This window comes from Agrobacterium tumefaciens, assembly GCF_013337285.1.
Taxonomy (GTDB): Bacteria; Pseudomonadota; Alphaproteobacteria; order Rhizobiales; family Rhizobiaceae; genus Agrobacterium; species Agrobacterium burrii.
Genome location: NZ_SUPW01000002.1, coordinates 512,534 through 534,608, shown reverse-complemented (window position 1 = coordinate 534,608; position 22,075 = coordinate 512,534). Strand labels below are relative to the sequence as shown.

Here is a 22,075-nt window from a genome sequence, read left to right as displayed (position 1 = left end):
CTTGGAATCAGAGAGTTGCACTGATTGCAACATGCAGGTTTTCAATGGTCGGAAATAAAATCCACATACGGCACCTGTCCGCGCCCGCTAAAGGCAAGAGACAAACGTTAACGACGCGCGTTTTTCCACGGCTAAATCATCTGGCGTTTCAGCGCTTTAAATCCGGGGCCTGAATCAGTCTCTCAAACACTGAATGACGACATGCACCAAGCGAATGCGCCTGCGATCACATTATCTGCATTATTTCTTTTTTAGCATTTCAAAAGAACGAAAATTGCGTTAACGCAGTCGTCGCCTCCCAAGGGCATGACATTCCAATCATCCGAAATGGAACCAATACCATGACTGACGCGATATCTCCGGTATCGCCGACAGCTGGCAATTCGAACGTTGTAAAGACAAATTCGCCTGCACGAGTTCTCACTGCCAGCCTGGTCGGCACGACCATCGAGTTTTTCGATTTTTATGTTTACGCCACGGCCGCAGTGCTCGTGTTCCCGACATTGTTCTTCCCGAACAGCGACCCGACAACGGCGCTTCTGGCGTCCTTCGCCACCTTCTCCATCGCCTTTTTCGCCCGTCCACTCGGCGCGGTGGTCTTCGGCCACTACGGTGATCGCGTCGGCCGCAAGACCACGCTTGTCGCAGCCCTTTTGACCATGGGTGTCTCGACGGTCGTCATTGGCCTGCTGCCGTCCTATGAAACGGCAGGCGTTCTTGCGCCGCTGTTACTGGCGCTGTGCCGCTTCGGTCAGGGCTTCGGCCTTGGCGGTGAATGGGGTGGCGCCGTCCTGCTCGCCACGGAAAACGCTCCGCCCGGCAAACGCAGCTGGTACGGCATGTTCCCGCAGCTTGGCGCACCCGTGGGCCTGTTCCTCTCCTCCGGCGTCTTCTGGATCCTTCTGCACTTCATGTCGCAGGAATCGCTCTTAAGCTGGGGCTGGCGCATTCCCTTCGTCGCCTCGATCATCCTGATTGCGGTCGGCATGTGGGTTCGCCTGTCGATCACCGAGACGCCTGCCTTCCAGCAGGCGATCGAAAAGGAAGAGCGTGTTGCTGTGCCGGTCGTGGAACTATTCCGCAGCCACAAGCGCAGCCTCGTGCTCGGCACCTTCGTGGCGCTGGCCACCTTCGTATTGTTCTATATTGGCACTGCCTATCTGCTGTCCTACAACGTCAAGGTTCTGAAAATTCCGTTCCTCGACGCGCTGGAAGTGCAAATCCTCGGCTCCATCGTCTTCGGTATCTTCATCCCGATCGCCGGCAAGCTTGCCGAGAAATTCGGCCGTCGTGAAATCCTGATCCTGACGACGGTGCTGATCGCCCTGTTCTCCTTCCTGCTGCCCAGCCTGATGACAGGCGGCGAAGGCTCGATCTTCATCTTCGCAACGCTTGCGATGATGCTGATGGGCATGACCTACGGTCTGATCGGCACGGCGCTCGCCGCCCCCTTTCCGACCCGCGTGCGCTACACCGGCTCGTCCATCACCTTCAACATGGCCGGCATCTTCGGCGCATCGCTTGCGCCCTACATCGCCACATGGCTGCAGGTGAATTACGGCATGGGATATGTTGGTTATTACCTCTGCGTCTCCGCCATCATCACGCTCGCCTGCATTCTTCTGTCCCGCAAGGACGAAGTCTGAGCCGCATAAAATACTGACAGCAAAAAGCCCGCGAAACATCAGTTTCGCGGGCTTTTACATTTATTAGGTAGGGATCTTATTCGCCGGGATGAACTTTGTTTCGGCGGGTTCTGGAAAAATCGCTCAACAAGATAAGCGACCACACCCCTGCACCGATGAGAAGCGGCAAAATATAGAGAAAAAAGAACGTCGCAGAACTCATGGCCTTAGCCTTCCAAGTACGTGTCTCGCCCCCAAATGTAATGTAAAAGCTGTGAAAAGCCAAATGCAAGTTGAAGCCACTATACCCCAGGCAATGCTCAAGCCGGAGCCATTCGCTAAGGAAACGGCAGGCGCAATGAAGCCTGCCGCCACGCACGCCGTTGACAGGCGGTCAATCGAATTCGCCAGCAACTTCGTGCGCTCGTTATGCACCAGGCTCATACATCAAGCCCCCAGGAAAGGCTCCACTTCCCGGCCCGGCATGAACAGGCCAAGGCGCTTGATTTCCCATTCAAGCCTTATGCCCGACTTCTCGAACACCCGCTTGCGAATGGTTTCACCCAGATATTCCAGATCGTAACCGGTCGCATGGCCGGTATTTATCATGAAATTGCAATGCAGCGATGACATCTGCGCGCCGCCGATGACCAGACCACGGCCGCCCGCTTCGTCGATCAGTTCCCACGCAGAGTGACCTTCGGGGTTCTTGAAGGTAGAGCCACCAGTCTGTTCGCGGATCGGTTGCACGGTTTCACGGTGGTGACGCACGGCATCCATATCGGCGCGAATTTTCGCCTTGTCTTCCGGATACCCCTCAAACAGAGCACCGGTGAAGATCAGGCCCTTATCTGCGCCGGAATGGCGGTAGCTATAGCCCATATCTGCGTTGGAAAGCACATGCTGGTTGCCCTGACGGTCCACCGCGTAAACTTCCACCACGCGATCGCGCGTCTCGCCGCCATTGGCGCCCGCGTTCATGCGCAGCGCACCGCCGATGGAGCCGGGAATGCCGTAAAAGAAATGGAAACCGCCAATGCCATTATCCATGGCCATCGCGGCAATATGTTTGTCCGGGCAGATGGCGCCGGCCTTGATGCGGTTCTCGTCGGCAAGTTCCACCTGGCCGAAACCCTTGGCGGACAGACGGACGACAACGCCCGGAATGCCGCCATCGCGCACCAGAAGGTTCGAGCCGACGCCGACCACGGTCAACGGCACATCTTCCGGCAGAATTTTCAGGAAGGCAATCAGATCATCAGTATCGTGCGGCTGGAACATGACTTCCGCCAGACCACCAGCCCTGAACCACGTCACGCGGTCCATGGGCGCATCCGGTGTCAGACGTCCCCGCAGTTCATCTACCCCTTCGCCGAGCCTCCCCAGCAATTTAACCCCATCGACCTGTCTCATTCAGACTTTCCTGATATGCTCTTCAATTCAGAGGGCAGCACCGCTGCCCATTGCGTGATGTTTCCTGCCCCCAAGAGAACCACGAAATCACCCGGTTTCGCAATGGCTGCAACCTGTGACGCAAGGTCCTCCCGCTTTTCGAGAAAACGGGCGTCGCGGTGGCCGGCGGCCTTGATGGCCGAAACCAGCGCTTCCGAACTTGCGCCTTCGATCGGATCTTCGCCCGCGGCATAGACCGGAGCAAGAATAATCGTGTCGGCATCGTTAAAGCAATGCGCGAAATCGTCAAACAGGCTGGAAAGGCGGCTGTAGCGGTGTGGCTGATGCACGGCGACGATGCGGCCCTTGCAGGCTTCCCGCGCAGCCGCCAGAACGGCCTTGATCTCGACCGGATGATGGCCGTAATCGTCGAAGACCTGCACGCCATTGGCTTCGCCCGTCAGCGTGAAGCGGCGCTTGACGCCCGCGAAGGAGGCAAGCCCCTTCTTGATATCGGCTTCCGAAATGCCGAGGCGATTGGCAACGGCAATCGCCGCCGTCGCATTCGACACATTGTGGCGGCCGGGCATCGGCAGAACGAGATCCGTGAAAGAGAATATCTTGCCGGTGCGGCGACGACGGATTTCCACATCGAAGATCGACCGCGTACCGTCGATACGCACATTCGAAAACCGCACATCCGCCTGCGGGTTCTCGCCATAGGTGATGACCTTGCGGTCCTCGATCCGGCCGACCAGCGCCTGGACTTCGGGATGATCGAGGCACATGACGCCGAAACCGTAGAACGGCACGTTCTCGACGAATTGCCGGAATGCGGCGCGCACGGCGTCGAAATTGCCATAATGATCCAGATGTTCCGGATCGATATTTGTAATGACGGCCACATCGGCCGGAAGCTTCAGGAAAGTACCGTCGGACTCGTCGGCTTCTACCACCATCCACTCGCCCTCGCCCATGCGGGCGTTGGTGCCATAGGCATTGATGATGCCGCCATTGATGACGGTCGGATCGAGATTGCCGGCTTCGAGCAGGGTCGCGACCATGGAGGTCGTCGTGGTCTTGCCATGGGTGCCGCCAATGGCGATGGCATTGCGGAAACGCATCAGCTCGGCAAGCATTTCGGCACGGCGAACGATCGGCAGGTGCTTTTCCCGCGCCGAGATCAGTTCCGGATTGTTCTTCTTGATGGCGGTGGAAACGACAACGACCTCCGCATCACCGAGATTATCTGCGGTATGGCCGACGAATACCTCGATGCCCTTGTCGCGCAGGCGCTGCACATTGGCGCTGTCGGACTGGTCCGAGCCCTGCACGCGGTGGCCAAGATTATGAAGCACTTCGGCAATGCCGCTCATGCCGATCCCGCCTATGCCGATGAAATGGACAAGGCCTATGGCTTTCGGCATCTTCATGCATCAACTCCTTCAATGTTCTTTTTAAATTCTTGGACGGATCGGCCTTCGGCAATCGCCTCGACCAGATCGGCCAGCACATCCGCCGCATGCGGTTTTCCGGTCGCCTTGGCCGCCGCCGCCGTTGCGGAAAGACGGTCCGGCTCGGAAAGCGCCGAGGACAGCAGGCTGGATAGTTTCTGCGGTGACAGTTCCGCCTGCTTGATGACGCTTGCGCCGCCGGCAGCCGAAAGTGCTGCGGCATTGGCCGCCTGATCATGATCCAGCGCATGCGGATAAGGCACGAGGATCGACGGGCGACCAATCACCGAAAGCTCCGACACCGTCGAAGCGCCCGAGCGGCTGATGACGAGATCGGCCTCAGCGATGCGCGAGGCCATGTCACCGAAGAAGGGCGAAACGTCAGCCTTCACACCGAGCTTCTGGTAGGAGGCTATCACGCTGTCCTTGTCTTCGGGGCGGGCCTGCTGGGTCACGACGACGCGCTTGCGCTGCTCGTCCTTCATCAGGCAGATCGCCGCCGGAACGGCGCTCGAAAAGAACTGCGCACCCTGGCTGCCGCCGAAAACCACCAGTTGGAAAGGCTCCCCCGTCTGCGACGGCGTATAGGGAATTTCAGATGCCGCCAGCACCGCCGGGCGCACCGGATTGCCTGTCGCCACCGTCTTGTCGGAATATTGACCGTTGGCGGGCGGCAGGAAACCGCCGGCGATTGCCTTCACGCGGGCAGCCAGCGCCTTGTTGGCGCGGCCCATCACCGCATTCTGCTCATGAATGATTGAGGGAACGCCAAGCCCGGTGGATGCCAGAAGCGGCGGCACGGTGGGATAACCGCCGAAGCCGACCACCGCGACTGGTTTCAATTTCGTCACCAGCCGACGCGCCGCACGCAAGCCCACCCACAGCTTCCAGAGCGACCGCGCCACGGAAATCGGGTTTTTCGAGCCGATGGTGGCCGAAGGCACCACATGGATTTCATCCGCCGGGAACTTACCGGCATAACGCTCGGCGCGACTGTCTGTGACGAGATGCACCTGATAACCGCGCGCTTTCAGCGTATGCGCCAGCGCCTCTGCCGGAAACACATGGCCGCCGGTTCCACCGGCGGCAAGAAGAACAATACCCTTGCTCATGATCGTTTACTCCGCAGGAACGCCGGAACCGACGCGGAAGAAGCTGCGCTCCTGCGCCCGCTTTTCAGGTCTGTGGCGTGTCAGCGCCAGAAGGAAACCGGCCGTGACGCAGATCGCCATCATCGACGAACCGCCATAGGAAATCAGCGGCAGCGTCATGCCCTTGGCGGGCATAAGCTCCAGATTGACGCCGATATTGATCATCGACTGCATGCCGATCTGCAGCACGAGGCCAGCCACGGCAAAACGGCAAAAATCGTCCTTTTCTTTGAAGGCGTGCGACAGGCCGCGCAGCACGATGAAGGCGAAGATCGCAACGAGGAACATGCAGAAAACGATGCCGAATTCTTCCGCCGCCACCGAGAAGATGAAGTCGGTATGGCTGTCGGGAATGATGCGCTTGACGATACCCTCGCCCGGTCCGCGTCCGAACCAGTCACCGCGAATGATCGCCTCACGTGCGGTATCCACCTGGAACGTATCACCTTCGCCTGTCCAGAAGCGGTCGATACGACCCGCAACGTGCGGCAACATCAGATAGGCGGAAATAATGCCGCCGACACCGACGCCACCGAGCATGATGATCCAGAACCACGGCACGCCCGCCATGAAGAACATGCCGCCCCAGACAACCGAGGTCAGGATCGTCTGGCCGAAGTCCGGCTGGGCGATCAGAAGTGCCGCCACGATGCCGAAAGTGATGATGGCGAAAAGATTGCCGGGAATTTCCGGATGACGCGCCCGTTCGGCGAACAGCCAGGCGCAGACGATCACGAAGGCAGGCTTCATGAATTCCGACGGCTGGATCGAGAAGGTGCCGATGGAAATCCAGCGCCGCGCACCCTTGACCTCGATGCCGAAGAACAGCGCGAAGATCATCATCAACAGCGCGGCTATCAGCATGATGACCGCAACACGCCTGACCTGACGGGGCGACAGGAAAGAAAGGCCGACCATGATCGCCAGCGACGGCACCATGAACATCGCCTGACGTTCAACGAAGAAGAAGCTGTTGAGACCGATACGCTCGGCAACCGCAGGCGACGCCGCAAAGGACAGCATCAGGCCGATGCCCATCAGTGCGACGAACGCCGCCAGAAAGAAACGGTCGATAGTCCAGAACCATTCCGCGACCGGACCGCGATCAACTCGGCTTACCATGGCCTTCAGCCCCCTTTTCCAGAGTGAACGAGCATCGTCATGCCGTCGAGCGCCGCGACCAGCGCGACGAACGAATCACCTCTGATTTCAAAGTTCTTATATTGATCGAAGCTTGCGCAAGCCGGGGATAACATCACGACATTACCGGCCGTCGCATCTTTTTCCGCATCGGCTGCCGCATGCTGCACAGCCTTGTCCAGCGTGCCGGATATTTCATAAGGCACCGCCTCGCCGAGCGTCGCGGCAAATTCCGCCGCCGCCTCACCGATCAGATAGGCCTTGGCGATGTGAGGAAACAGCGGCGACAGGCTGGTTATGCCACCCGCCTTGGGAAGACCGCCGGCGATCCAGTAAATCCGCTCATAGCTTGAAAGCGCCGGTGCCGCAGCATCGGCATTGGTCGCCTTGCTGTCATTGACGAAGGTGACGTTGCCACGCCGGCCGACTGGCTGCATGCGGTGTTTGAGACCGGGGAAGGATTTGAGACCAGCACCAACCTCATCTTCCGAGACGCCAACAGCAAGGCAGGCGGCAATCGCGGCCGCCGCATTCTGCGCATTGTGGCTGCCACGAAGGGTCTGGATACCATCAAGATCAACCAGCAGCGAAAATGTGCCGCCATGCGCCCGCAGGATACGGCTGCCTTCGGCATAAAGACCCTCGGACACGACATTGCGCTTGGAAATGCGCTCCACCCTCACGCCGGCGCGCTCGATGCGGTCGGCAATCAGCGTCGAATGGCTGTCATCCACGCCGACGATCGCCGTGTTGCTACCCGCCACCAGTCGTTCCTTGACGTCGGCATAATGCTGCATCGTGCCATGCCGGTCCAAATGGTCCGGCGTGAGGTTCAGGAGAATGCCGGCAGTCGGATTGATCGTCGGTGCCAGATCGATCTGGTAGGACGAGCATTCGACCACGTAAAAACGTTGCCCTTTCGGCGGATCGAGGCTCAGCACCGCCGTGCCGATATTACCACCGAGCTGAGTATCGCGGCCTGAAGCCTTGAGAATATGGGCAATCAGCGCCGTCGTCGTGGATTTGCCGTTGGTGCCGGTAATCGCGATAAACGGGCAATCCGGCGCATGGGCGCGACGTTCGCGAATGAAAAGCTCGATATCGCCGATGATCTCGACGCCTGCCGCACGCGCAAGGTCAACCGACCAGTGGGGCTTCGGATGTGTCAGCGGCACGCCCGGTGCCAGCACGAAAGAGGACACCGAGGCCCAGTCAATCGTGCGAAGGTCCGCTGTGGTGATGCCTTCAGCCTGCGCCTTGGCGACGCTGTCTGGATTGTCGTCGAAAGCAACAACATCGGCTCCGCCGGCCACCAGCGCCCCGGCCGTGACGAGACCCGAACCGCCAAGCCCGAAAAGCGCGACCTTCTTACTTCTAAACGACGTGACCGGGATCATCGCTCACCTCAGCTTCAGGGTGGCGAGGCCGAGCAGCGCCAGACCGACGGAGATGATCCAGAAACGGATGACCACCTGACTTTCCGTCCAGCCCTTCTTCTCGAAATGATGGTGGATCGGCGCCATCAGGAAGACGCGTCTGCCGGTGCGCTTGAACCAGAACACCTGGATGATGACAGACAGGGTTTCCATGACGAATAGACCGCCGACGATGACCATGACGATCTCGTGCTTGGTGGCGACCGCGATGGAGCCAATAAGACCGCCAAGCGCCAGCGAACCCGTGTCGCCCATGAAAATGGCGGCGGGCGGCGCGTTGAACCACAGGAAACCGAGGCCAGCCCCGATGACCGCACCGACGATAACGGCGAGTTCGCCCGTACCCGGCACGAAATTGATCTGCAGGTAGTTGGCGAAAACCGCATTGCCGGCCAGATAGGCGATCACCCCGAAGGTGGCGGCGGCGATCATGACCGGCACGATGGCGAGACCGTCGAGACCATCCGTCAGGTTCACCGCATTGCCCGCGCCGACGATGACAAAAGCGCCGAACAGCACAAAGAAATAGCTTAGATTGATCACGAATTCCTTGAAGAAAGGAAAGGCGATGGAGCTGCCGAGCGTGCCGCCATGCGGCGCGGAGGCGAGCGCCATCTTCATCATGAAGAACACGGCAATCGCCGCGATCAGGAATTCAAAGCCGAGACGGGCCTTGCCGGAAAAACCCTTGTCGCTCTGCTTCGTCACCTTGAGGTAATCGTCATAAAAGCCGATAGCCCCGAAACCCAGCGTCACCATCAAGACGGCGACGACATAGACATTCGACAGGTCACCCCAGAGCAGCGAACCGCCGAGAATGCCGGCAAGGATCATCAGTCCGCCCATGGTCGGCGTGCCGGCCTTCTTGAAATGGGTCTGCGGTCCATCGGCACGGATCGGCTGGCCTTTGCCCTGGCGAACGCGCAGCGAGTTGATGATCGCCGGTCCGAACAGGAAGACGATCAACGCAGAGGTGAACATCGCCGCGCCCGCCCGGAAGGTGATGTACCGGAAGAGGTTGAAGACTTGAACTTTATCCGACAGTTCGACGAGCCAGATCAGCATATTTGCCCTTTCAAAAGGCTATTTCAGACTTGGCGTTCCGTCTCGGGGAATGCCGGATACTTGTCAAGCAGGGCGGCGACAATCTTGCCGAAACCAAGCCCCAGTGACGATTTTACCATGAGCGCGTCTCCCGGTTGCACCCATTGCAGGGCGAAATCGGTGAGTTCCGCTGTCGTCGGGAACCAGATGACGGTGACGCTGTCAGGCAACGCATCGCGCAGCGCCGCCATCGCCTCGCCCGCCAGCCAGACATGTTCGATACCAGCCGCCAACAACGGCCCGGCCAGTTCTTCATGCAGCTGCGCGGAAAATTCACCCATCTCCAGCATGTCGCCAAGAACCGCAACACGCCGGCCGTGACCCTGCGTTTCCGTCTCCGCCAGCACGGCAATCGCCGCCCGCATGGAGGCCGGGTTGGCATTATAGCTCTCGTCGATCAGCAGGAAGGAGCCGCCTTCAATCGTCAGGCGATGGCGCTGGCCACGCCCTTTCACCGCCTCGAGTGTTCCAAGCGCCTCAAAAGCCCGATCTAGGTTGGCGCCGGTCACAGCGACGGCACCGAGCACGGCCATGGCGTTATCGGCAATGTGACGGCCGGGAACGTTCAGGTGCAACTCGCTGGTCTCGCCGTTCAGGATCGCCCAGATGGTTGAACCCGAAGGCGTGCTTTCGAAATCGGCAAGCCGGAAATCGGCCTTGGCGTGCTGCCCGAAGGTCAGAACATGTTCGATGCCCTGATCCTGCGCCGCCTCTTCAAGCTGCTCGAACTGGGCGTTGTCGCGGTTGAGAATGACGGAGCCGCCGCCCTCCAGACCCTCGAATATTTCCGCCTTGGCAGCCGCGATCTCTTCGATATTCTTGAAATTGCCGAGATGGGCGGCGGCGATGGTGGTGATGATCGCCACATGCGGGCGCACCATCTTCACCAGCGGGCGGATTTCGCCGGAATGGTTCATGCCGATTTCGAACACACCGAATTCAGTATCGGCGGGCATGCGCGCCAGCGTCAACGGCACCCCCCAATGGTTGTTGAAGGAAGCGACTGCCGCGTGAACCCGTCCCGACGGCTCCAGAGCCTGCCGCAGCATTTCCTTCGTCGTCGTCTTGCCGACCGAACCGGTCACCGCGATGATGCGCGCCGACGTTCTTTCACGTGCTGCAATAGCGAGCTTGCCGAGTGCGGCGAGAACATCCTCGACCACGATCATCGGCACGGTCAGCCGGCCGAGCGCCGGCAGCTTGCCTTCGGCCACCACCAGAAGTCCGGCACCATTCGCAACGGCAAAACTGGTATAATCATGGCCATCGACCCGATCACCCTTGATGGCGAAGAAGGCCTCTCCCGGCTTGACTGTCCGGCTGTCGATGGAAATGCCGGTGATTCCGGTCGGCAGGTTGCCCACCGGGCGTCCTGCCGTGATGGCGATCATGTCGGCGACTGTCCATAACCAGCTCAAATCTTCAATCCTTCCAGCGCGGAACGCACCTGTTCATGATCGGAAAACGGCAGCGTCACCGAACCGACGATCTGCCCCTCTTCATGCCCCTTGCCCGCGACGATCAGCGTATCGCCGTTCGAAAGCAGCGACACCGCGTGGTGGATCGCCTGCGACCTGTCGCCAATTTCCACTGCACCCGGTGCCGCCGCCATGACCTCGGAACGGATCGTTGCGGCATCTTCCGAGCGCGGATTGTCATCGGTGACGATGACGATGTCGGAAAGCCGCGTCGCCACCTCGCCCATGATCGGGCGCTTGCCCTTGTCGCGGTCGCCGCCGCAGCCGAAGACGGTGATGATGCGGCCGGAAGTGAAAGGTCTGACCGAAGTCAGCACATTTTCCAGCGCATCCGGCTTGTGGGCATAATCCACATAGGCAAGCGCGCCGTTCTTTGTCTGGCCCACGAGCTCCAGCCGGCCGGCAGCGCCGATCAGCTTTTCGAGCGCCTTGATCGCTACAGTGGCGGAAACGCCGGTGGACATGGCAAGACCGGCCGCAACCAGCGCATTGGCCACCTGAAAATCGCCGGCAAGCGGAATATCCACCTCGTGGATCACGCCGTCATGATGCACTTCGATCATCTGCCGGTGACGGAAATGCTCCACCCGTTTCAGCGTCAGGTAATCGCCCTTGCGGCCGACCGTGCGAACATCAAGGCCCGCATCACCAGCGGCGCGGATCGCCTGCTCCGACCAGGGATCGTCGGCAAAGATCACCGCCGGTGCGCCCTTTTCCATCAGCGTATCGAACAGCCGCATCTTCGCGGCCATATAGTCCTCAACAGTCGGATGATAATCCATATGATCGCGACCGAGATTGGTGAAACCGGCCGCCGCAAGCTTCACGCCATCGAGGCGGCGTTGGTCGAGGCCGTGGCTCGAAGCCTCCATCGCCGCATGGGTGACGCCCTCGGTGGCAAGTTCGGCCAGAAGCGCATGCAGCGTTACCGGATCCGGCGTCGTCAGCGCACCATAATCCTCGCGGCCCGGAGCGATGACGCCCGTCGTGCCGATCTGCGCGGCCGCATGGCCGGCAAAGGCCCATATCTGCCGCACGAAGGAGGCGACGGACGTCTTTCCAGCCGTGCCGGTGACGGCAACCATGGTTTCAGGCTGTTTTCCATAAAACCGGGCGGCGGCAAGGGAGAGATAGAGGCGCGGATCGGTGACAGCGAGGACCGGCACATCGGCCTCCACCGTATGCGCAGAAACGACGGCAACCGCACCCTTGGCAACCGCGTCTTTCACATAGGCCGCGCCATCCGCCTTGGTGCCAGCGACCGCCACGAACAGGCTGCCGGGCTGAGCCTTGCGGCTGTCTGCGGTTATTCCCCCGATTTCGATTGCCCCGATCTCAGACAGGAGCAATTCTTTCAATTCCGGAAACGCGTTTCCGGATATATCTCGCAAATTCATCGACTGTGTCCGTCTTGTCCCCCCGGCGCGAATCGCCGGAACATCATAAGCTCTAACAATCAATAAGACACGAGCAAGGCCGAGCCATCCTTGCCGAACTTCGGCTTCACGCCCAGAACCGCTGCGGTGCGCGCGATAATATCGCGCACCATCGGCGCTGCGGACGTGCCGGCAAGTGCTGCGCCATTGCCCTTGTCCGTCTTCGGTTCATCGATGAAGGTCAACACCACATATTGCGGGTCGTCGATCGGAAAGGCTGACAGGAAGGCGTTGAAGTTCTTGTCACGCACATAACGGCCATTGACGACCTTGTCCGCCGTGCCGGTCTTGCCGCCAACGTTGAAACCGTCGACGCGCGCATTGCGGCCCGATCCGTTCACACCGTTCCATTCAAACAGGAAGCGCATATCCTTGCTGGTGGTGGGTTTCAGAACCTGCTTGGCCACCAGATCCGCCTGTTCGCGGGTGCGCGGCAGGAAGGTCGGCTCGATCAGTTTGCCGCCATTGACAAGGGCTGCTCCGGCAACCGCCGTCTGCAGCGGCGTCGTCGAAACGCCGTGACCGAAGGAAATGGTAATGGAGTTGATCTTCTTCCATTCACGCGGCTGCGAGGGCAGCGCCACTTCAGGCAATTCCGTCTGCATGCGGGTCAAAAGCCCGAGCTTCGTCAGAAACTCCTTGTGGCCTTCGGTGCCGACAGTGTCGGCGATCTTGGCCGTACCGATATTGGACGAAAACTGGAAGATTTCCGGCACCGACAGAACGCGGTTCTTGCCATGGAAGTCCTTGATGGTGAAGCCGCCGATCCGGATCGGATAACGGGCATCGAAACTGTCACCCAGACGCACGCGGCCAGAATCGAGGCCCATGGCGATGGTGAAGGACTTGAAGGTTGACCCCATTTCGAACGTGCCGTTCGACATGCGGTTGAGCCAGCCCTCTTTCGCGCCTTCGGCCGGGTTGTTCGGATCGTAATCCGGCACGGAGGCCATGGCGAGAACTTCACCCGTATGCACATCCAGAACGACGGCGCCGGCACCGATTGCCTGGAACTTGGCGATTGCGGAGGTTACGACCTCACGCACGATAGACTGCACGCGCAGATCGATCGAGAGCTTTACCGGTTCCAGCGGCTGGTCGCTGGTCATGCCGAGCGCTGTCAGATCGGCAAGGCCCTGATTGTCTACATAGCGCTCCATGCCCGCCACACCGCGATTGTCGATGTTGACGTGACCGACGACATGGGCGGCCGTCGGGCCACCCGGATAGAAACGGCGTTTTTCCGGACGGAATCCCACACCGGGAATGCCAAGCGCCAGAATCTGACTCTGCTGTTTGGGCGTCAACTGACGGCGTAGCCACTGGAAACGGGAATTGGACGTGAGCTTCTGATAGGTGCCGCGCTGGTCGAGATCAGGTAGAACGGTACGCAGCTTCTCGATCGCCTCATCGATATCGACGATGCGATGCGGCTCGGCAAACAGCGAAACGGTGCGGATGTCGGTGGCGAGAACCTCGCCGTTACGGTCAAGAAGGTCGGGACGCGACGCCATAAGCCTGTCGGCGGGCGCGATGCTTGAAACGGTTTCCTGTTCCGCGATGCCATATTGCACCAGACGACCGCCAACGACGCCGTAAAAAGCGATGAATCCGAAAATGATCAGGCCGACCCGGCTTTTCGCCTGGGCAGCGCGCCTCTTGCGGGCACCCTCGAAAGCCGCATGGTCGGCGTGGACGCCGGTGGTGCTGGCGGAAAAGTGAGCCTTGCTCTTCAAAACCATGGCGCGGGAGAGAAAAGACATCAGCGGTTCACCGATCCTGTTATCGTGTCATCCATGTCGTCGGTTTCATCACCGGCGACGGCGGAGACGGCCGGAGCCGCGGTGGGACGGGAAACACGCGCCCTCGGCGTTGGAACCGGAGCGCCATTGGCAGCGATCTGGCCCGCCGGCGGCGATTTCTTTTTGGTGGCAGCGCCAAGCGTCGCGCCCGGCCTGGAACCGTTGACGGCGGCGGCGATCACATCCTCGACGCTCATGCCTTCCGGCTCAGGCGGCTGCGGCAATTGCGAACGCAGCATGGGAAGTTCGCGCGGCTGCGCCAATTGTGTCGGCAGCGTCGGCGAAAGGCCAAGCTCGTCCTGATAGGCATTGACGAGGCGGTGCAGGCGGTTCGGCTGCGTCAGCAGCGCCCAGTCGGCCCGCAACAGATCGATCGTATCCTTCTCGAGCTTGATTTCAGCCTCGAGCTTGCGGACCTCTTCCAGCTTCAGATCGGCCTTGTGCTTGATCGAATAGGTCACGACGGCCGCAGCAACCATGACCCCCATCAAGATGACATCGAAAGTGCGCAGCATATCAGCCTCCCATCTTTTCAAGGCTGGCGAGATCGGGAAGTTCGAAAATCGAGAAATCCGCCGCCCGCACCGGCGCGGTCGTGCGCAGACCCGCCCGCAATTTCGCCGAGCGCGCACGCGGATTAAGCTCCGCTTCCTCTTCGCTGGCAGCGATCATCGGCTTGCCGATATTGTCGAAAATGGCCGGCTTGTCTTCGACCATCGGCAGATGCCGGGAACCGGCAGCTTTACCCGAACGGTCGGAGAAGAATTTTTTGACGATGCGGTCTTCCAGCGAATGGAACGTGACGACGACCAGCCGTCCACCGGGCTTCAAGGACCGCTCGGCAGCGAAAAGCGCCTGCGCCAGCTCGCCGAGTTCGTCATTGACGAAAACGCGAAGCGCCTGAAACACCCGTGTTGCGGGGTGGATCTTGTCTTTTGCCTTGCGCGGCGTGACGATCTCGATGAGACCGGCGAGATCACGCGTGGTGCGGAAGGGCTCTTCCGCCCTCCTCTTCTCGATGGCGCGGGCAATGCGGCCCGGCTGCTTTTCTTCACCGAGAAAACCGAAGATACGGATCAGATCACCAACCTTCGCACGATTGACGACATCCGCCGCCGACACGCCCGAAGCCGACATCCGCATATCGAGAGGGCCGTTTTTCTGGAAGGAAAATCCGCGTTCCGCCTCGTCGATCTGCATGGAGGAGACGCCGATATCGAGAACGACGCCGTCAAGGCCGCCTTCAGGCGCGTGGCTGGCCAGATCGGAAAATTGCGATTGAATAAGGGTAAGCCTGCCGCCATTGGCGGCAACCATCGCCTGACCGCCGGCAATTGCGGTCGGATCGCGGTCGAGCGCGATGACGTTGGCGCCCTGATCGAGAATGGCCTGGGTGTAGCCGCCGGCGCCGAACGTGCCGTCGAGGATGATCTTTCCGGATGCGGGCTCAAGCGCGGCAATGACTTCGCGAAGCAGGACCGGGACGTGACGCTGAGGTCCGCCATCGGCATCAGAAGATCGCCCGCCAGAATTCGCCGCCATTCCGTGTCCCCGTCCTATGCGGGGCGAGCAGCCGAAAAACCGCGCCCCGCTCTTGCTGCCGCCTGCGCGCCCAAAAACGCCTGCGGTTGCCAAAGCTGAAAATGATCCGCTCGTCCGACGAAGGTGACCTCGGTGGATATGCCGGTGAATTCCCGCACGAAATCCGTCACCATCAACCGACCTTCCTGGTCGAGCTTCATGAAGATACCGCCGCCGTGAACCAGCAGCGACATCGCGTTCGCCTCCGGCGAGAAGGCATCCATGGATGCAATCTGCCGCTCGTAGCGTTCCAGCAAATCCGGACCGCCGACACTGATTGCCGGAAAAGCGAAATCCTGAAGGCAATAAAGCTCCTGGATACCGCGCCTCACCAGCACCGAACGAAACGGAGACGGAACCGAAACGCGCCCCTTGGCGTCGATCCTGTTCGTCACGTTCGATAAAAAGCGGTCCATTACTCAACTCGCCCAAACCGCAATCCACCAGGCGAACCCGCCCCACAGACAACACCGGTACGCACGACACATCGCCAAGCGCCAGGGCAACATGCCCTGCAGCAGCCCCTTGCAGGCTCCTCACTCGTTTCAGCGATTGCGGGTCAAAAACACGACCCAGTGTGGTGTGCATTTGGGATACCATGGGACACTATGGGCGTCAATGGGAGAAGCCGGCACGATACCGACTTCGCATCGGAAATTCATAAGCCGTTAAGTTTAACGAATGGTTTACTTCGCCCAGGAAGATGCTGTTTCACGGCACACCAAGACGCAGTGAAATCACCATTTTTCTTTTTTAAAACAATGGAATGATTTGCGAGACCCCACTCTTGATCTCAGTCGCGAGGGTCATCATTGAAATTTCATGGCTCTTACGCATCGTTCAGCACACGACACTGGCCAACATGACCCCGACCAAATGCGTACAAGACGAAACCCGCGCTGGCGGTCCATACCTCACGAGAAAAGGCTACGGCATCTACCCGATTGAGAGCAATCTCAGCAAAGAAGCGCAGCGTTTTGCAGGGTCGCCCGATAGGCCAGAAACCAGCCCAGACTACAGTCATCACTTCACTGCGATGACGACCTTCCCTTTCGCACGACCCGTCTGGACATAATCCAATGCCTCATTGGTCTTCTCGAACGGGAAGACCCGATCCACTACCGGACGTATGCTCCCCGCCTCGATCAGAGAGGTAATCTTTTCAAGCTGCCCGCCATTCGCTCTCATGAAGAGAAAAGAATAGCCGATCCCCCGGCGTTTCGATTTTCTCCTGATACCGGAGCTTAGCAGACGCATAACCTGCCGAAGCAGCCAGCCAAGGCCATTCTGCCGCGCGAAATCCAGATCGGGCGGACCGGAAATTGAAATCAGCTTCCCGCCCGGCTTGAGCACCGCAAGGGATTTTTCCAGCGTGTCCTTCCCGAGGCTGTTCAGCACGAGGTCGTAGCCCTGCAACACGTTCTCGAAGTCTTCCTTCTTGTAGTCGACCACGACGTCTGCCCCGAGACTTTTCACAAGCGCCACATTGGCTGTACTCGTGGTTGTGGCTACATATGCCCCGAGATGCCTGGCAAGCTGGATCGCGATAGTGCCTACGCCACCCGAGCCGGCATGGATCAGAACCTTCTGTCCCTTTTGCACATTGGCCCGCTCGACAAGCACCTGCCATGCCGTCAGGGCGACGAGTGGCATGGACGCCGCCTCCTCCATGGTCAGATTGTTCGGCTTGATCGCTACATCGGCCTCATCAATGGCAATGTACTCTGCAAATGTTCCGATGCGATTCTGGTTCGGGCGGGCATAGACCTCGTCATCGGGCTTGAATTTGCGGACATTCGCGCCGACGCGGACCACAACTCCCGCCACATCGTTGCCCAGCACCAGTGGAAGGCGGTATGGCAAGATAAGCTTGAACTCTCCGTCCCTGATCTTGTTGTCCAGAAGGTTCACGCTGGCGGCTCGGATTTCGACCAGAACGTCGTTTGCGCGCAACTCAGGTTCGGGGCTATCGCCGAGCCGGAGAGCGCCGCCTTTTGCATAGCGATCAATCAGGAATGATTTCATCAAACTAACTTTCGTTTCTGTGGTCAGCCGACAGCACGGGCGATAAGCTCAATCGGGAAGTCTGCTGAATTTCCGGAAGCTCTTGTCGACGAACGACTCAGGCAGGAAGCGGCGGATAAAGCGGGCCTGTCCCGCAGCTTTTCCGGCAGTATAGCGCCGTTTGGGTGACGCCGCATTGGCGGCCTGTACGATAACGTTCGCGACCACCTCGGGCGCATCGCCCTTTTCGATGATCTCGCGCATCAATTTCTCCGCATCCGCGCGAACCGTATCGTAGACGGCAAGCGGCCGGTCCGGCCGCGTAATGTTCTCTTCAAAAGACGTGCGGGTTACCCCCGGCTCGACAAGTACGATGCGGATACCGTGCGTTCGCACCTCATGATCAAGAGATTCTGAATAACCTTCGATGGCGTGCTTGGTTGACGCGTAAAGTGCATTATAGGGGGCGGGGATCAGCCCGAGTATGGAGCTGAGGTTGACAATCCGGCCTCGACCCTGCCGCCTCATGAAGGGCAGGACCGCATTGGTCATTCTCATGGTGCCGAATACGTTGACGTCGAATACGACCTTCGCCTGTTCAACCGTCGATTCCTCAGCGCCGCCAAGCAGCCCGATTCCGGCATTATTAACGAGAAGATCAATCCGCCCTGCCCGGCCGATAACCTCATCCACGGCACGCTGCACGGATGCATCGTCGACAACATCGCAGATCAGCATCGTGATCCCGTCAGCAGTATCGGGCATCGGTTTTCGGCTCGTGCCGAAGACACGGTAACCATCGCGCCGCAGCGCCTGCGCCGTCACCAGCCCGATGCCGGAGGACGCGCCCGTGACCAGGGCAATGCCGCGTTCTGTCTTGCTCATCTCTTCCGCCTTCATTTTATCGTGGAACATTGATGAACATTCAGTTACTATCAAATCAGTATCAAGTCACTACTAAAAAGATATCGACATGAAAAAACTTTCTGAGCAACCCTGTCTGGTCGCCCGCAGTCTGGCGCTTGTGGGAGACGCATGGAGCATGCTGATCATGCGCGACGCCCATGCGGGGCTCACCCGTTTCGACGATTTTCGCAAGAGCCTCGGTATCGCTCCGACGATGCTGACCGGGCGGCTTTCATCATTGACGGAGGAGGGATTATTGATGAAACGCCGCTATTCCGACCGCCCGCCACGGGACGAATATGTACTGACGGAAGCTGGCCGCGACTTTTTGCCGGTGCTGTTTGCTATCGGCGCCTGGGGACGTAAACATCGCGGCGGGGGCGAGGTGACCCGGTTTTTCGATGCCGAAACCGGAACCGAGATCGACCCCGTCACCATCGACCGCGCGACCGGCGCTCCGGTCGGAACCCGCCCTATTCGGGTCGCGATGCCCGAATGATCCACCCATCGCAGACGAAAGAGCGCCGACGCCGGCGCAACATCCAAGCGGTTCTGAGCGAGCCATTTCGCAAAGGCAAATCACGAGAGCATTAACCGCTCTCGCTCGCACCGGAAATGCTCCGGAAGAATAGAGGCACCGCACACAAGGCCGGGGGAAATTCGCCAGTTGGCCTGTAAGCCGGGTTCTGTATGGCCCCGGTTTGACCCGGAACGTGGCAGCCATTCATCTGGGACGACATTTGCATGCCGCCTCTCGCAACCCACCCGGATGACGACCCGGAAACCGGCTGTAGACGGACTTTCGCCCATCCCGTGTCATCCCTATTCGGTCTTGCTCCCGGTGGGGTTTACCTTGCCACCACTGTCACCAGCGGCGCGGTGGGCTCTTACCCCACCCTTTCACCCTTACCATGCAGGCATGGCGGTTTGCTCTCTGTGGCACTTTCCCTGGGGTCGCCCCCGCCGGACGTTATCCGGCACCGTATTTCCGTGGAGCCCGGACTTTCCTCACCTTACCGTCTTTCGACATTGGTAAAGCGCGGCTGCCCGGCCAACTGGCATGCGCTGCATAACCATGTTCTGGAACGAAAGCCACCGAAAAGCGCAACAAAAGATCAAAGAAATGCCGGTTTAAAATCCGTTGTGAAAGCCTCGTCGGCAATTTCACCGTCCCGCAGCAATGCGGCACCCAGCCGCCCGATCTCGTCGGAACTCTTGGCCGCCGTCCCGTTGCCACCTGTCAGAACCGCGATATGCGGCGAAGCCGTAAAGCCGATGGCGGGATAACCGCTCCGTGTTTTGGAAACGACGCAGGCGGCCATCGAGACACGCGAGAGATCGACGGCAGGCACCAGCGCTCCGACGATGGCTGACAGATGATCACGCACGCTTTCACGCCCACCGGAACGGAACCATTCCCGGATTTCCGGGTCGCTACCAACAGGCTTGTCGTCGGGATCACCGCCGATTTTCAGATAGAATTTGCCATCGGGATACCGCACCGGCGGCAGCAGATAGATATGTTTCGTCGTGTCGCGCGGCTCGTAGATCAGCGACGGCATGGCTGCATATTGCCCAAGATCGGTTTCATCAATCTCGAAGAAAGCGACAGTCCGCGCATAGACATCAAGCGCGACCGGCTGCGGCAGCAGATCCTTCGTGATCGAGAAACCGCCGGCCGCCACCAGCACCCGGTCTGCGGAATAAACCGCCCCCGAAGCCGTCTGAACCGATGCGCGGCCATCCTCTTCCCGCGTCGAGACGACGATATCATCGATCAGCGCAACACCCGCCTTTGCCGCCAGAATAGCCTGCGCCTTCACCAGGGCGCGTGGATTGACGTATCCGGCATTGTCCTTTTCAAACACGCCTTCGCAGCCCGGTTCGAAGGAGAAATAGGGAAAGCGGCTTTTCAGGCTTTCGCCATCCAGCAATTCCGTCGAAACGCCGAGCCGCGCCGCTGCCTTGCGAACATCGTCGACAAACGGATTGTCGCCGCCCCGCTCCGGCCCCACCATCAGGCAACCTACCGGTGCGTAAAATTCCACGCCGCTTCTAGCCGCAATATCGGCATAACGCGCAATCGAGCGGTTGGCGAGCAGCGCCCAGTCGGCGTCACCATCGATGGTGCGGGTAATGCGCGCTTCATCATAATGGCTGGCGAAAACGCCCTGGTGCGATTTGATATCGGCAGGTTCGCCGGGGCCGATCAGCGCGACGCCCTCCACCGTTTCCGCCAGATGGCGGGCGGCGGCGGCACCCATCATGCCACGACCAACGACGATATAGTTGAAATGCCCCGACATGCCGCCCTCTTCATCCACCCTGTTCAATCGCAACCTTGTAGCCGCTTCGCAGAAGGATGTCAGACGAAAACCGGCGACATTTCGGCGGCGAATTCATCCTCGGTCAGTTGGCCGTTCGCAAGCAGCACAGCGCCCAGCCGCCCGATTTCATCCGACGACTTGGCGGAGACGAAATTACCGCCGGTCAGAACCGCAATATTGGAGGATTGCGTATAGCCGATATAGGGATAACCGCTACGGGTAATGGAGGCGACGCAGGAGCCGGAGGTCACGGGGCAGCCAGCAAGTTCCGGCATCAACGACAATGCCTTCTTCGTCAGGAATTCGACCTCGCCGGGCGTGCCGTCCGAGTGGAACCACTCCACCGCCTCGGTCAGCGTCTCGAGCCTGCCTTTCTCGCTTTCACCACCAATTTTCAGATACATCCTGCCATCGGGATACCGCACCGGCGGCAGGATGTAGACGATGTCGTCCTCTGTCTCCGCCAGCACGATGGTTGACGGCATGGAGCCGAACATGGCCTGCCTTGCCTCATCCAGCTCGAAAAATACGATGGTGCGGCCCGTCGCCGCCATATCGACCGGCGATGGCAGCAGCTCGGCCATGTTGGTGAAACCACCCGCTGCCACGATGACCTTTTCGGCGGTGTGAACAACACCTTCCCGCGTTACCACCTCGACGCCTTGGGATGTATCGCGAATATGCGCCGCCGTCTCGCGCACCAGCCGCGTGCCCTGTGCCTCGGCAATTGCGCATTGCGCCTTCACCAAGGCGCGCGGATTGACGTGGCCGGCATTGCGGGCCTCGAAATAACCGCTGTGATCGGCCGGGAGGGAAAACATCGAAAATCGGTCGGCAAGCCGGTCGCCACCGAGCGTTTCCACGCCGAGACCGAGACGTTCAGCCGACGAAAGCGCCCGCGACACATAGTCTCCGGCAAGCCCCTTGCCATTTCCGGTAAACAGGCAGCCCGCTTCAGTGAAAAACCGGATGCCGCTTTTGGCCTCGATCTCCGCATAACGCTGGATGGAACGCTGCGCGAGTTCCGCCCAGACCGGATCGCCGTCAAACCCACGGGTAATACGCGCTTCGTCGTAGTGGCTTGAAAATACGCCTTTGTGGCTCTTGCGATCGGCAGGCTCGTCCGGCCCGATCAGCGCCACGCCATCCGTTTGCGCCGAAAGGTGCCGCGCCGCGGCCGCACCCATCATCCCGGCCCCGACCACGATATATTTGAAATCCGGCATGACATGCTCCGTA

18 protein-coding genes and 1 other RNA gene are annotated in these 22,075 nt (G+C 59.7%); 2 read left to right on the top strand and 17 right to left on the bottom strand.

Going from position 1 to position 22,075, the window contains the following annotated elements:
* The first annotated feature begins 341 nt into the window (after positions 1–341).
* Positions 342–1,646 (top strand): MFS transporter, encoded by a 1,305-nt coding sequence (locus FCH38_RS08370; protein WP_149900183.1) that lies wholly within the window; start codon positions 342–344, stop codon positions 1,644–1,646.
* 426 nt (positions 1,647–2,072) lie between these two features.
* On the opposite strand, the gene murB is transcribed toward FCH38_RS08370, so the two are convergent.
* The 14 genes from murB to FCH38_RS08300 form a co-directional block, all read right to left on the bottom strand.
* The gene (murB, locus tag FCH38_RS08365) at positions 2,073–3,038 is read right to left on the bottom strand and encodes a UDP-N-acetylmuramate dehydrogenase (protein WP_174373467.1); all 966 of its coding nucleotides are present in this window, start codon (positions 3,036–3,038) and stop codon (positions 2,073–2,075) included.
* Positions 3,035–4,450 carry a UDP-N-acetylmuramate--L-alanine ligase gene (murC, locus tag FCH38_RS08360; RefSeq protein ID WP_153515049.1) on the bottom strand — a complete coding sequence of 472 codons (1,416 nt, stop codon included), beginning with the start codon at positions 4,448–4,450 and terminating at the stop codon, positions 3,035–3,037. The genes murB and murC overlap by 4 nt, the downstream gene beginning before the upstream one ends.
* Positions 4,447–5,583: an undecaprenyldiphospho-muramoylpentapeptide beta-N-acetylglucosaminyltransferase gene (gene murG, locus FCH38_RS08355; RefSeq protein ID WP_153515048.1), complete on the bottom strand. Its 1,137-nt coding sequence runs from the start codon at positions 5,581–5,583 to the stop codon at positions 4,447–4,449. The genes murC and murG overlap by 4 nt, the downstream gene beginning before the upstream one ends.
* 6 nt (positions 5,584–5,589) lie before the next feature.
* Positions 5,590–6,744, bottom strand: a complete 1,155-nt coding sequence (gene ftsW / locus FCH38_RS08350) for a putative lipid II flippase FtsW (RefSeq protein WP_149900179.1) — start codon at positions 6,742–6,744, stop codon at positions 5,590–5,592.
* Between the two features lie 5 nt (positions 6,745–6,749).
* A complete protein-coding gene (gene murD / locus FCH38_RS08345; RefSeq protein ID WP_174373466.1) occupies positions 6,750–8,159 on the bottom strand; it encodes a UDP-N-acetylmuramoyl-L-alanine--D-glutamate ligase in 1,410 nt (469 codons plus the stop codon).
* 3 nt (positions 8,160–8,162) lie between these two features.
* The gene (mraY, locus tag FCH38_RS08340; RefSeq protein ID WP_149900177.1) at positions 8,163–9,263 is read right to left on the bottom strand and encodes a phospho-N-acetylmuramoyl-pentapeptide-transferase; all 1,101 of its coding nucleotides are present in this window, start codon (positions 9,261–9,263) and stop codon (positions 8,163–8,165) included.
* Between the two features lie 23 nt (positions 9,264–9,286).
* Positions 9,287–10,720 (bottom strand): UDP-N-acetylmuramoylalanyl-D-glutamyl-2,6-diaminopimelate--D-alanyl-D-alanine ligase, encoded by a 1,434-nt coding sequence (locus FCH38_RS08335; RefSeq protein ID WP_153515046.1) that lies wholly within the window; start codon positions 10,718–10,720, stop codon positions 9,287–9,289.
* The gene (locus tag FCH38_RS08330) at positions 10,717–12,177 is read right to left on the bottom strand and encodes a UDP-N-acetylmuramoyl-L-alanyl-D-glutamate--2,6-diaminopimelate ligase (protein ID WP_174373465.1); all 1,461 of its coding nucleotides are present in this window, start codon (positions 12,175–12,177) and stop codon (positions 10,717–10,719) included. Before FCH38_RS08330 ends, FCH38_RS08335 begins: the two co-directional genes overlap by 4 nt.
* A 59-nt stretch (positions 12,178–12,236) precedes the next feature.
* Positions 12,237–13,979 carry a peptidoglycan D,D-transpeptidase FtsI family protein gene (locus FCH38_RS08325; RefSeq protein ID WP_149900174.1) on the bottom strand — a complete coding sequence of 581 codons (1,743 nt, stop codon included), beginning with the start codon at positions 13,977–13,979 and terminating at the stop codon, positions 12,237–12,239.
* Positions 13,979–14,533 (bottom strand): cell division protein FtsL, encoded by a 555-nt coding sequence (ftsL, locus tag FCH38_RS08320; protein WP_149900173.1) that lies wholly within the window; start codon positions 14,531–14,533, stop codon positions 13,979–13,981. Before ftsL ends, FCH38_RS08325 begins: the two co-directional genes overlap by 1 nt.
* 1 nt (position 14,534) lies before the next feature.
* The gene (rsmH, locus tag FCH38_RS08315) at positions 14,535–15,560 is read right to left on the bottom strand and encodes a 16S rRNA (cytosine(1402)-N(4))-methyltransferase RsmH (RefSeq protein ID WP_149900172.1); all 1,026 of its coding nucleotides are present in this window, start codon (positions 15,558–15,560) and stop codon (positions 14,535–14,537) included.
* Between the two features lie 14 nt (positions 15,561–15,574).
* Positions 15,575–16,015, bottom strand: a complete 441-nt coding sequence (gene mraZ / locus FCH38_RS08310; protein WP_149900171.1) for a division/cell wall cluster transcriptional repressor MraZ — start codon at positions 16,013–16,015, stop codon at positions 15,575–15,577.
* 607 nt (positions 16,016–16,622) lie between these two features.
* Positions 16,623–17,624 carry an NADP-dependent oxidoreductase gene (locus FCH38_RS08305; protein WP_174373464.1) on the bottom strand — a complete coding sequence of 334 codons (1,002 nt, stop codon included), beginning with the start codon at positions 17,622–17,624 and terminating at the stop codon, positions 16,623–16,625.
* A 48-nt stretch (positions 17,625–17,672) separates the two neighbouring features.
* Positions 17,673–18,488, bottom strand: a complete 816-nt coding sequence (locus FCH38_RS08300; RefSeq protein ID WP_174373463.1) for an oxidoreductase — start codon at positions 18,486–18,488, stop codon at positions 17,673–17,675.
* Between the two features lie 88 nt (positions 18,489–18,576).
* Here FCH38_RS08300 and FCH38_RS08295 point away from each other — a divergent pair, with 88 nt between their 5' ends.
* Positions 18,577–19,008 carry a winged helix-turn-helix transcriptional regulator gene (locus tag FCH38_RS08295; protein WP_174373462.1) on the top strand — a complete coding sequence of 144 codons (432 nt, stop codon included), beginning with the start codon at positions 18,577–18,579 and terminating at the stop codon, positions 19,006–19,008.
* A gap of 160 nt (positions 19,009–19,168) precedes the next feature.
* Here FCH38_RS08295 and rnpB read toward each other — a convergent pair.
* The 3 genes from rnpB to FCH38_RS08280 form a co-directional block, all read right to left on the bottom strand.
* Positions 19,169–19,568: RNase P RNA component class A (gene rnpB / locus FCH38_RS08290), an RNA gene on the bottom strand.
* 56 nt (positions 19,569–19,624) lie between these two features.
* Positions 19,625–20,815, bottom strand: coding sequence for an NAD(P)/FAD-dependent oxidoreductase (locus FCH38_RS08285; protein WP_174373461.1), 1,191 nt, complete (start codon positions 20,813–20,815; stop codon positions 19,625–19,627).
* A gap of 59 nt (positions 20,816–20,874) precedes the next feature.
* Positions 20,875–22,062: an FAD-dependent oxidoreductase gene (locus FCH38_RS08280; RefSeq protein ID WP_174373460.1), complete on the bottom strand. Its 1,188-nt coding sequence runs from the start codon at positions 22,060–22,062 to the stop codon at positions 20,875–20,877.
* Between the last annotated feature and the right edge of the window lie 13 nt (positions 22,063–22,075).

Coding starts and splice junctions, on each gene's coding strand:
- ftsL (WP_149900173.1), bottom strand. CDS start 14,533: ATGCTGCGCACTTTCGATGTCATCTTGATGGGGGTCATGGTTGCTGCG.
- mraY (WP_149900177.1), bottom strand. CDS start 9,263: ATGCTGATCTGGCTCGTCGAACTGTCGGATAAAGTTCAAGTCTTCAAC.
- murD (WP_174373466.1), bottom strand. CDS start 8,159: ATGATCCCGGTCACGTCGTTTAGAAGTAAGAAGGTCGCGCTTTTCGGG.
- murG (WP_153515048.1), bottom strand. CDS start 5,583: ATGAGCAAGGGTATTGTTCTTCTTGCCGCCGGTGGAACCGGCGGCCAT.
- FCH38_RS08330 (WP_174373465.1), bottom strand. CDS start 12,177: ATGAATTTGCGAGATATATCCGGAAACGCGTTTCCGGAATTGAAAGAA.
- ftsW (WP_149900179.1), bottom strand. CDS start 6,744: ATGGTAAGCCGAGTTGATCGCGGTCCGGTCGCGGAATGGTTCTGGACT.
- murC (WP_153515049.1), bottom strand. CDS start 4,450: ATGAAGATGCCGAAAGCCATAGGCCTTGTCCATTTCATCGGCATAGGC.
- FCH38_RS08370 (WP_149900183.1), top strand. CDS start 342: ATGACTGACGCGATATCTCCGGTATCGCCGACAGCTGGCAATTCGAAC.
- FCH38_RS08305 (WP_174373464.1), bottom strand. CDS start 17,624: ATGAAATCATTCCTGATTGATCGCTATGCAAAAGGCGGCGCTCTCCGG.
- FCH38_RS08325 (WP_149900174.1), bottom strand. CDS start 13,979: ATGTCTTTTCTCTCCCGCGCCATGGTTTTGAAGAGCAAGGCTCACTTT.
- rsmH (WP_149900172.1), bottom strand. CDS start 15,560: ATGGCGGCGAATTCTGGCGGGCGATCTTCTGATGCCGATGGCGGACCT.
- murB (WP_174373467.1), bottom strand. CDS start 3,038: ATGAGACAGGTCGATGGGGTTAAATTGCTGGGGAGGCTCGGCGAAGGG.
- FCH38_RS08285 (WP_174373461.1), bottom strand. CDS start 20,815: ATGTCGGGGCATTTCAACTATATCGTCGTTGGTCGTGGCATGATGGGT.
- FCH38_RS08295 (WP_174373462.1), top strand. CDS start 18,577: ATGAAAAAACTTTCTGAGCAACCCTGTCTGGTCGCCCGCAGTCTGGCG.
- FCH38_RS08300 (WP_174373463.1), bottom strand. CDS start 18,488: ATGAGCAAGACAGAACGCGGCATTGCCCTGGTCACGGGCGCGTCCTCC.
- FCH38_RS08280 (WP_174373460.1), bottom strand. CDS start 22,062: ATGCCGGATTTCAAATATATCGTGGTCGGGGCCGGGATGATGGGTGCG.
- mraZ (WP_149900171.1), bottom strand. CDS start 16,015: ATGGACCGCTTTTTATCGAACGTGACGAACAGGATCGACGCCAAGGGG.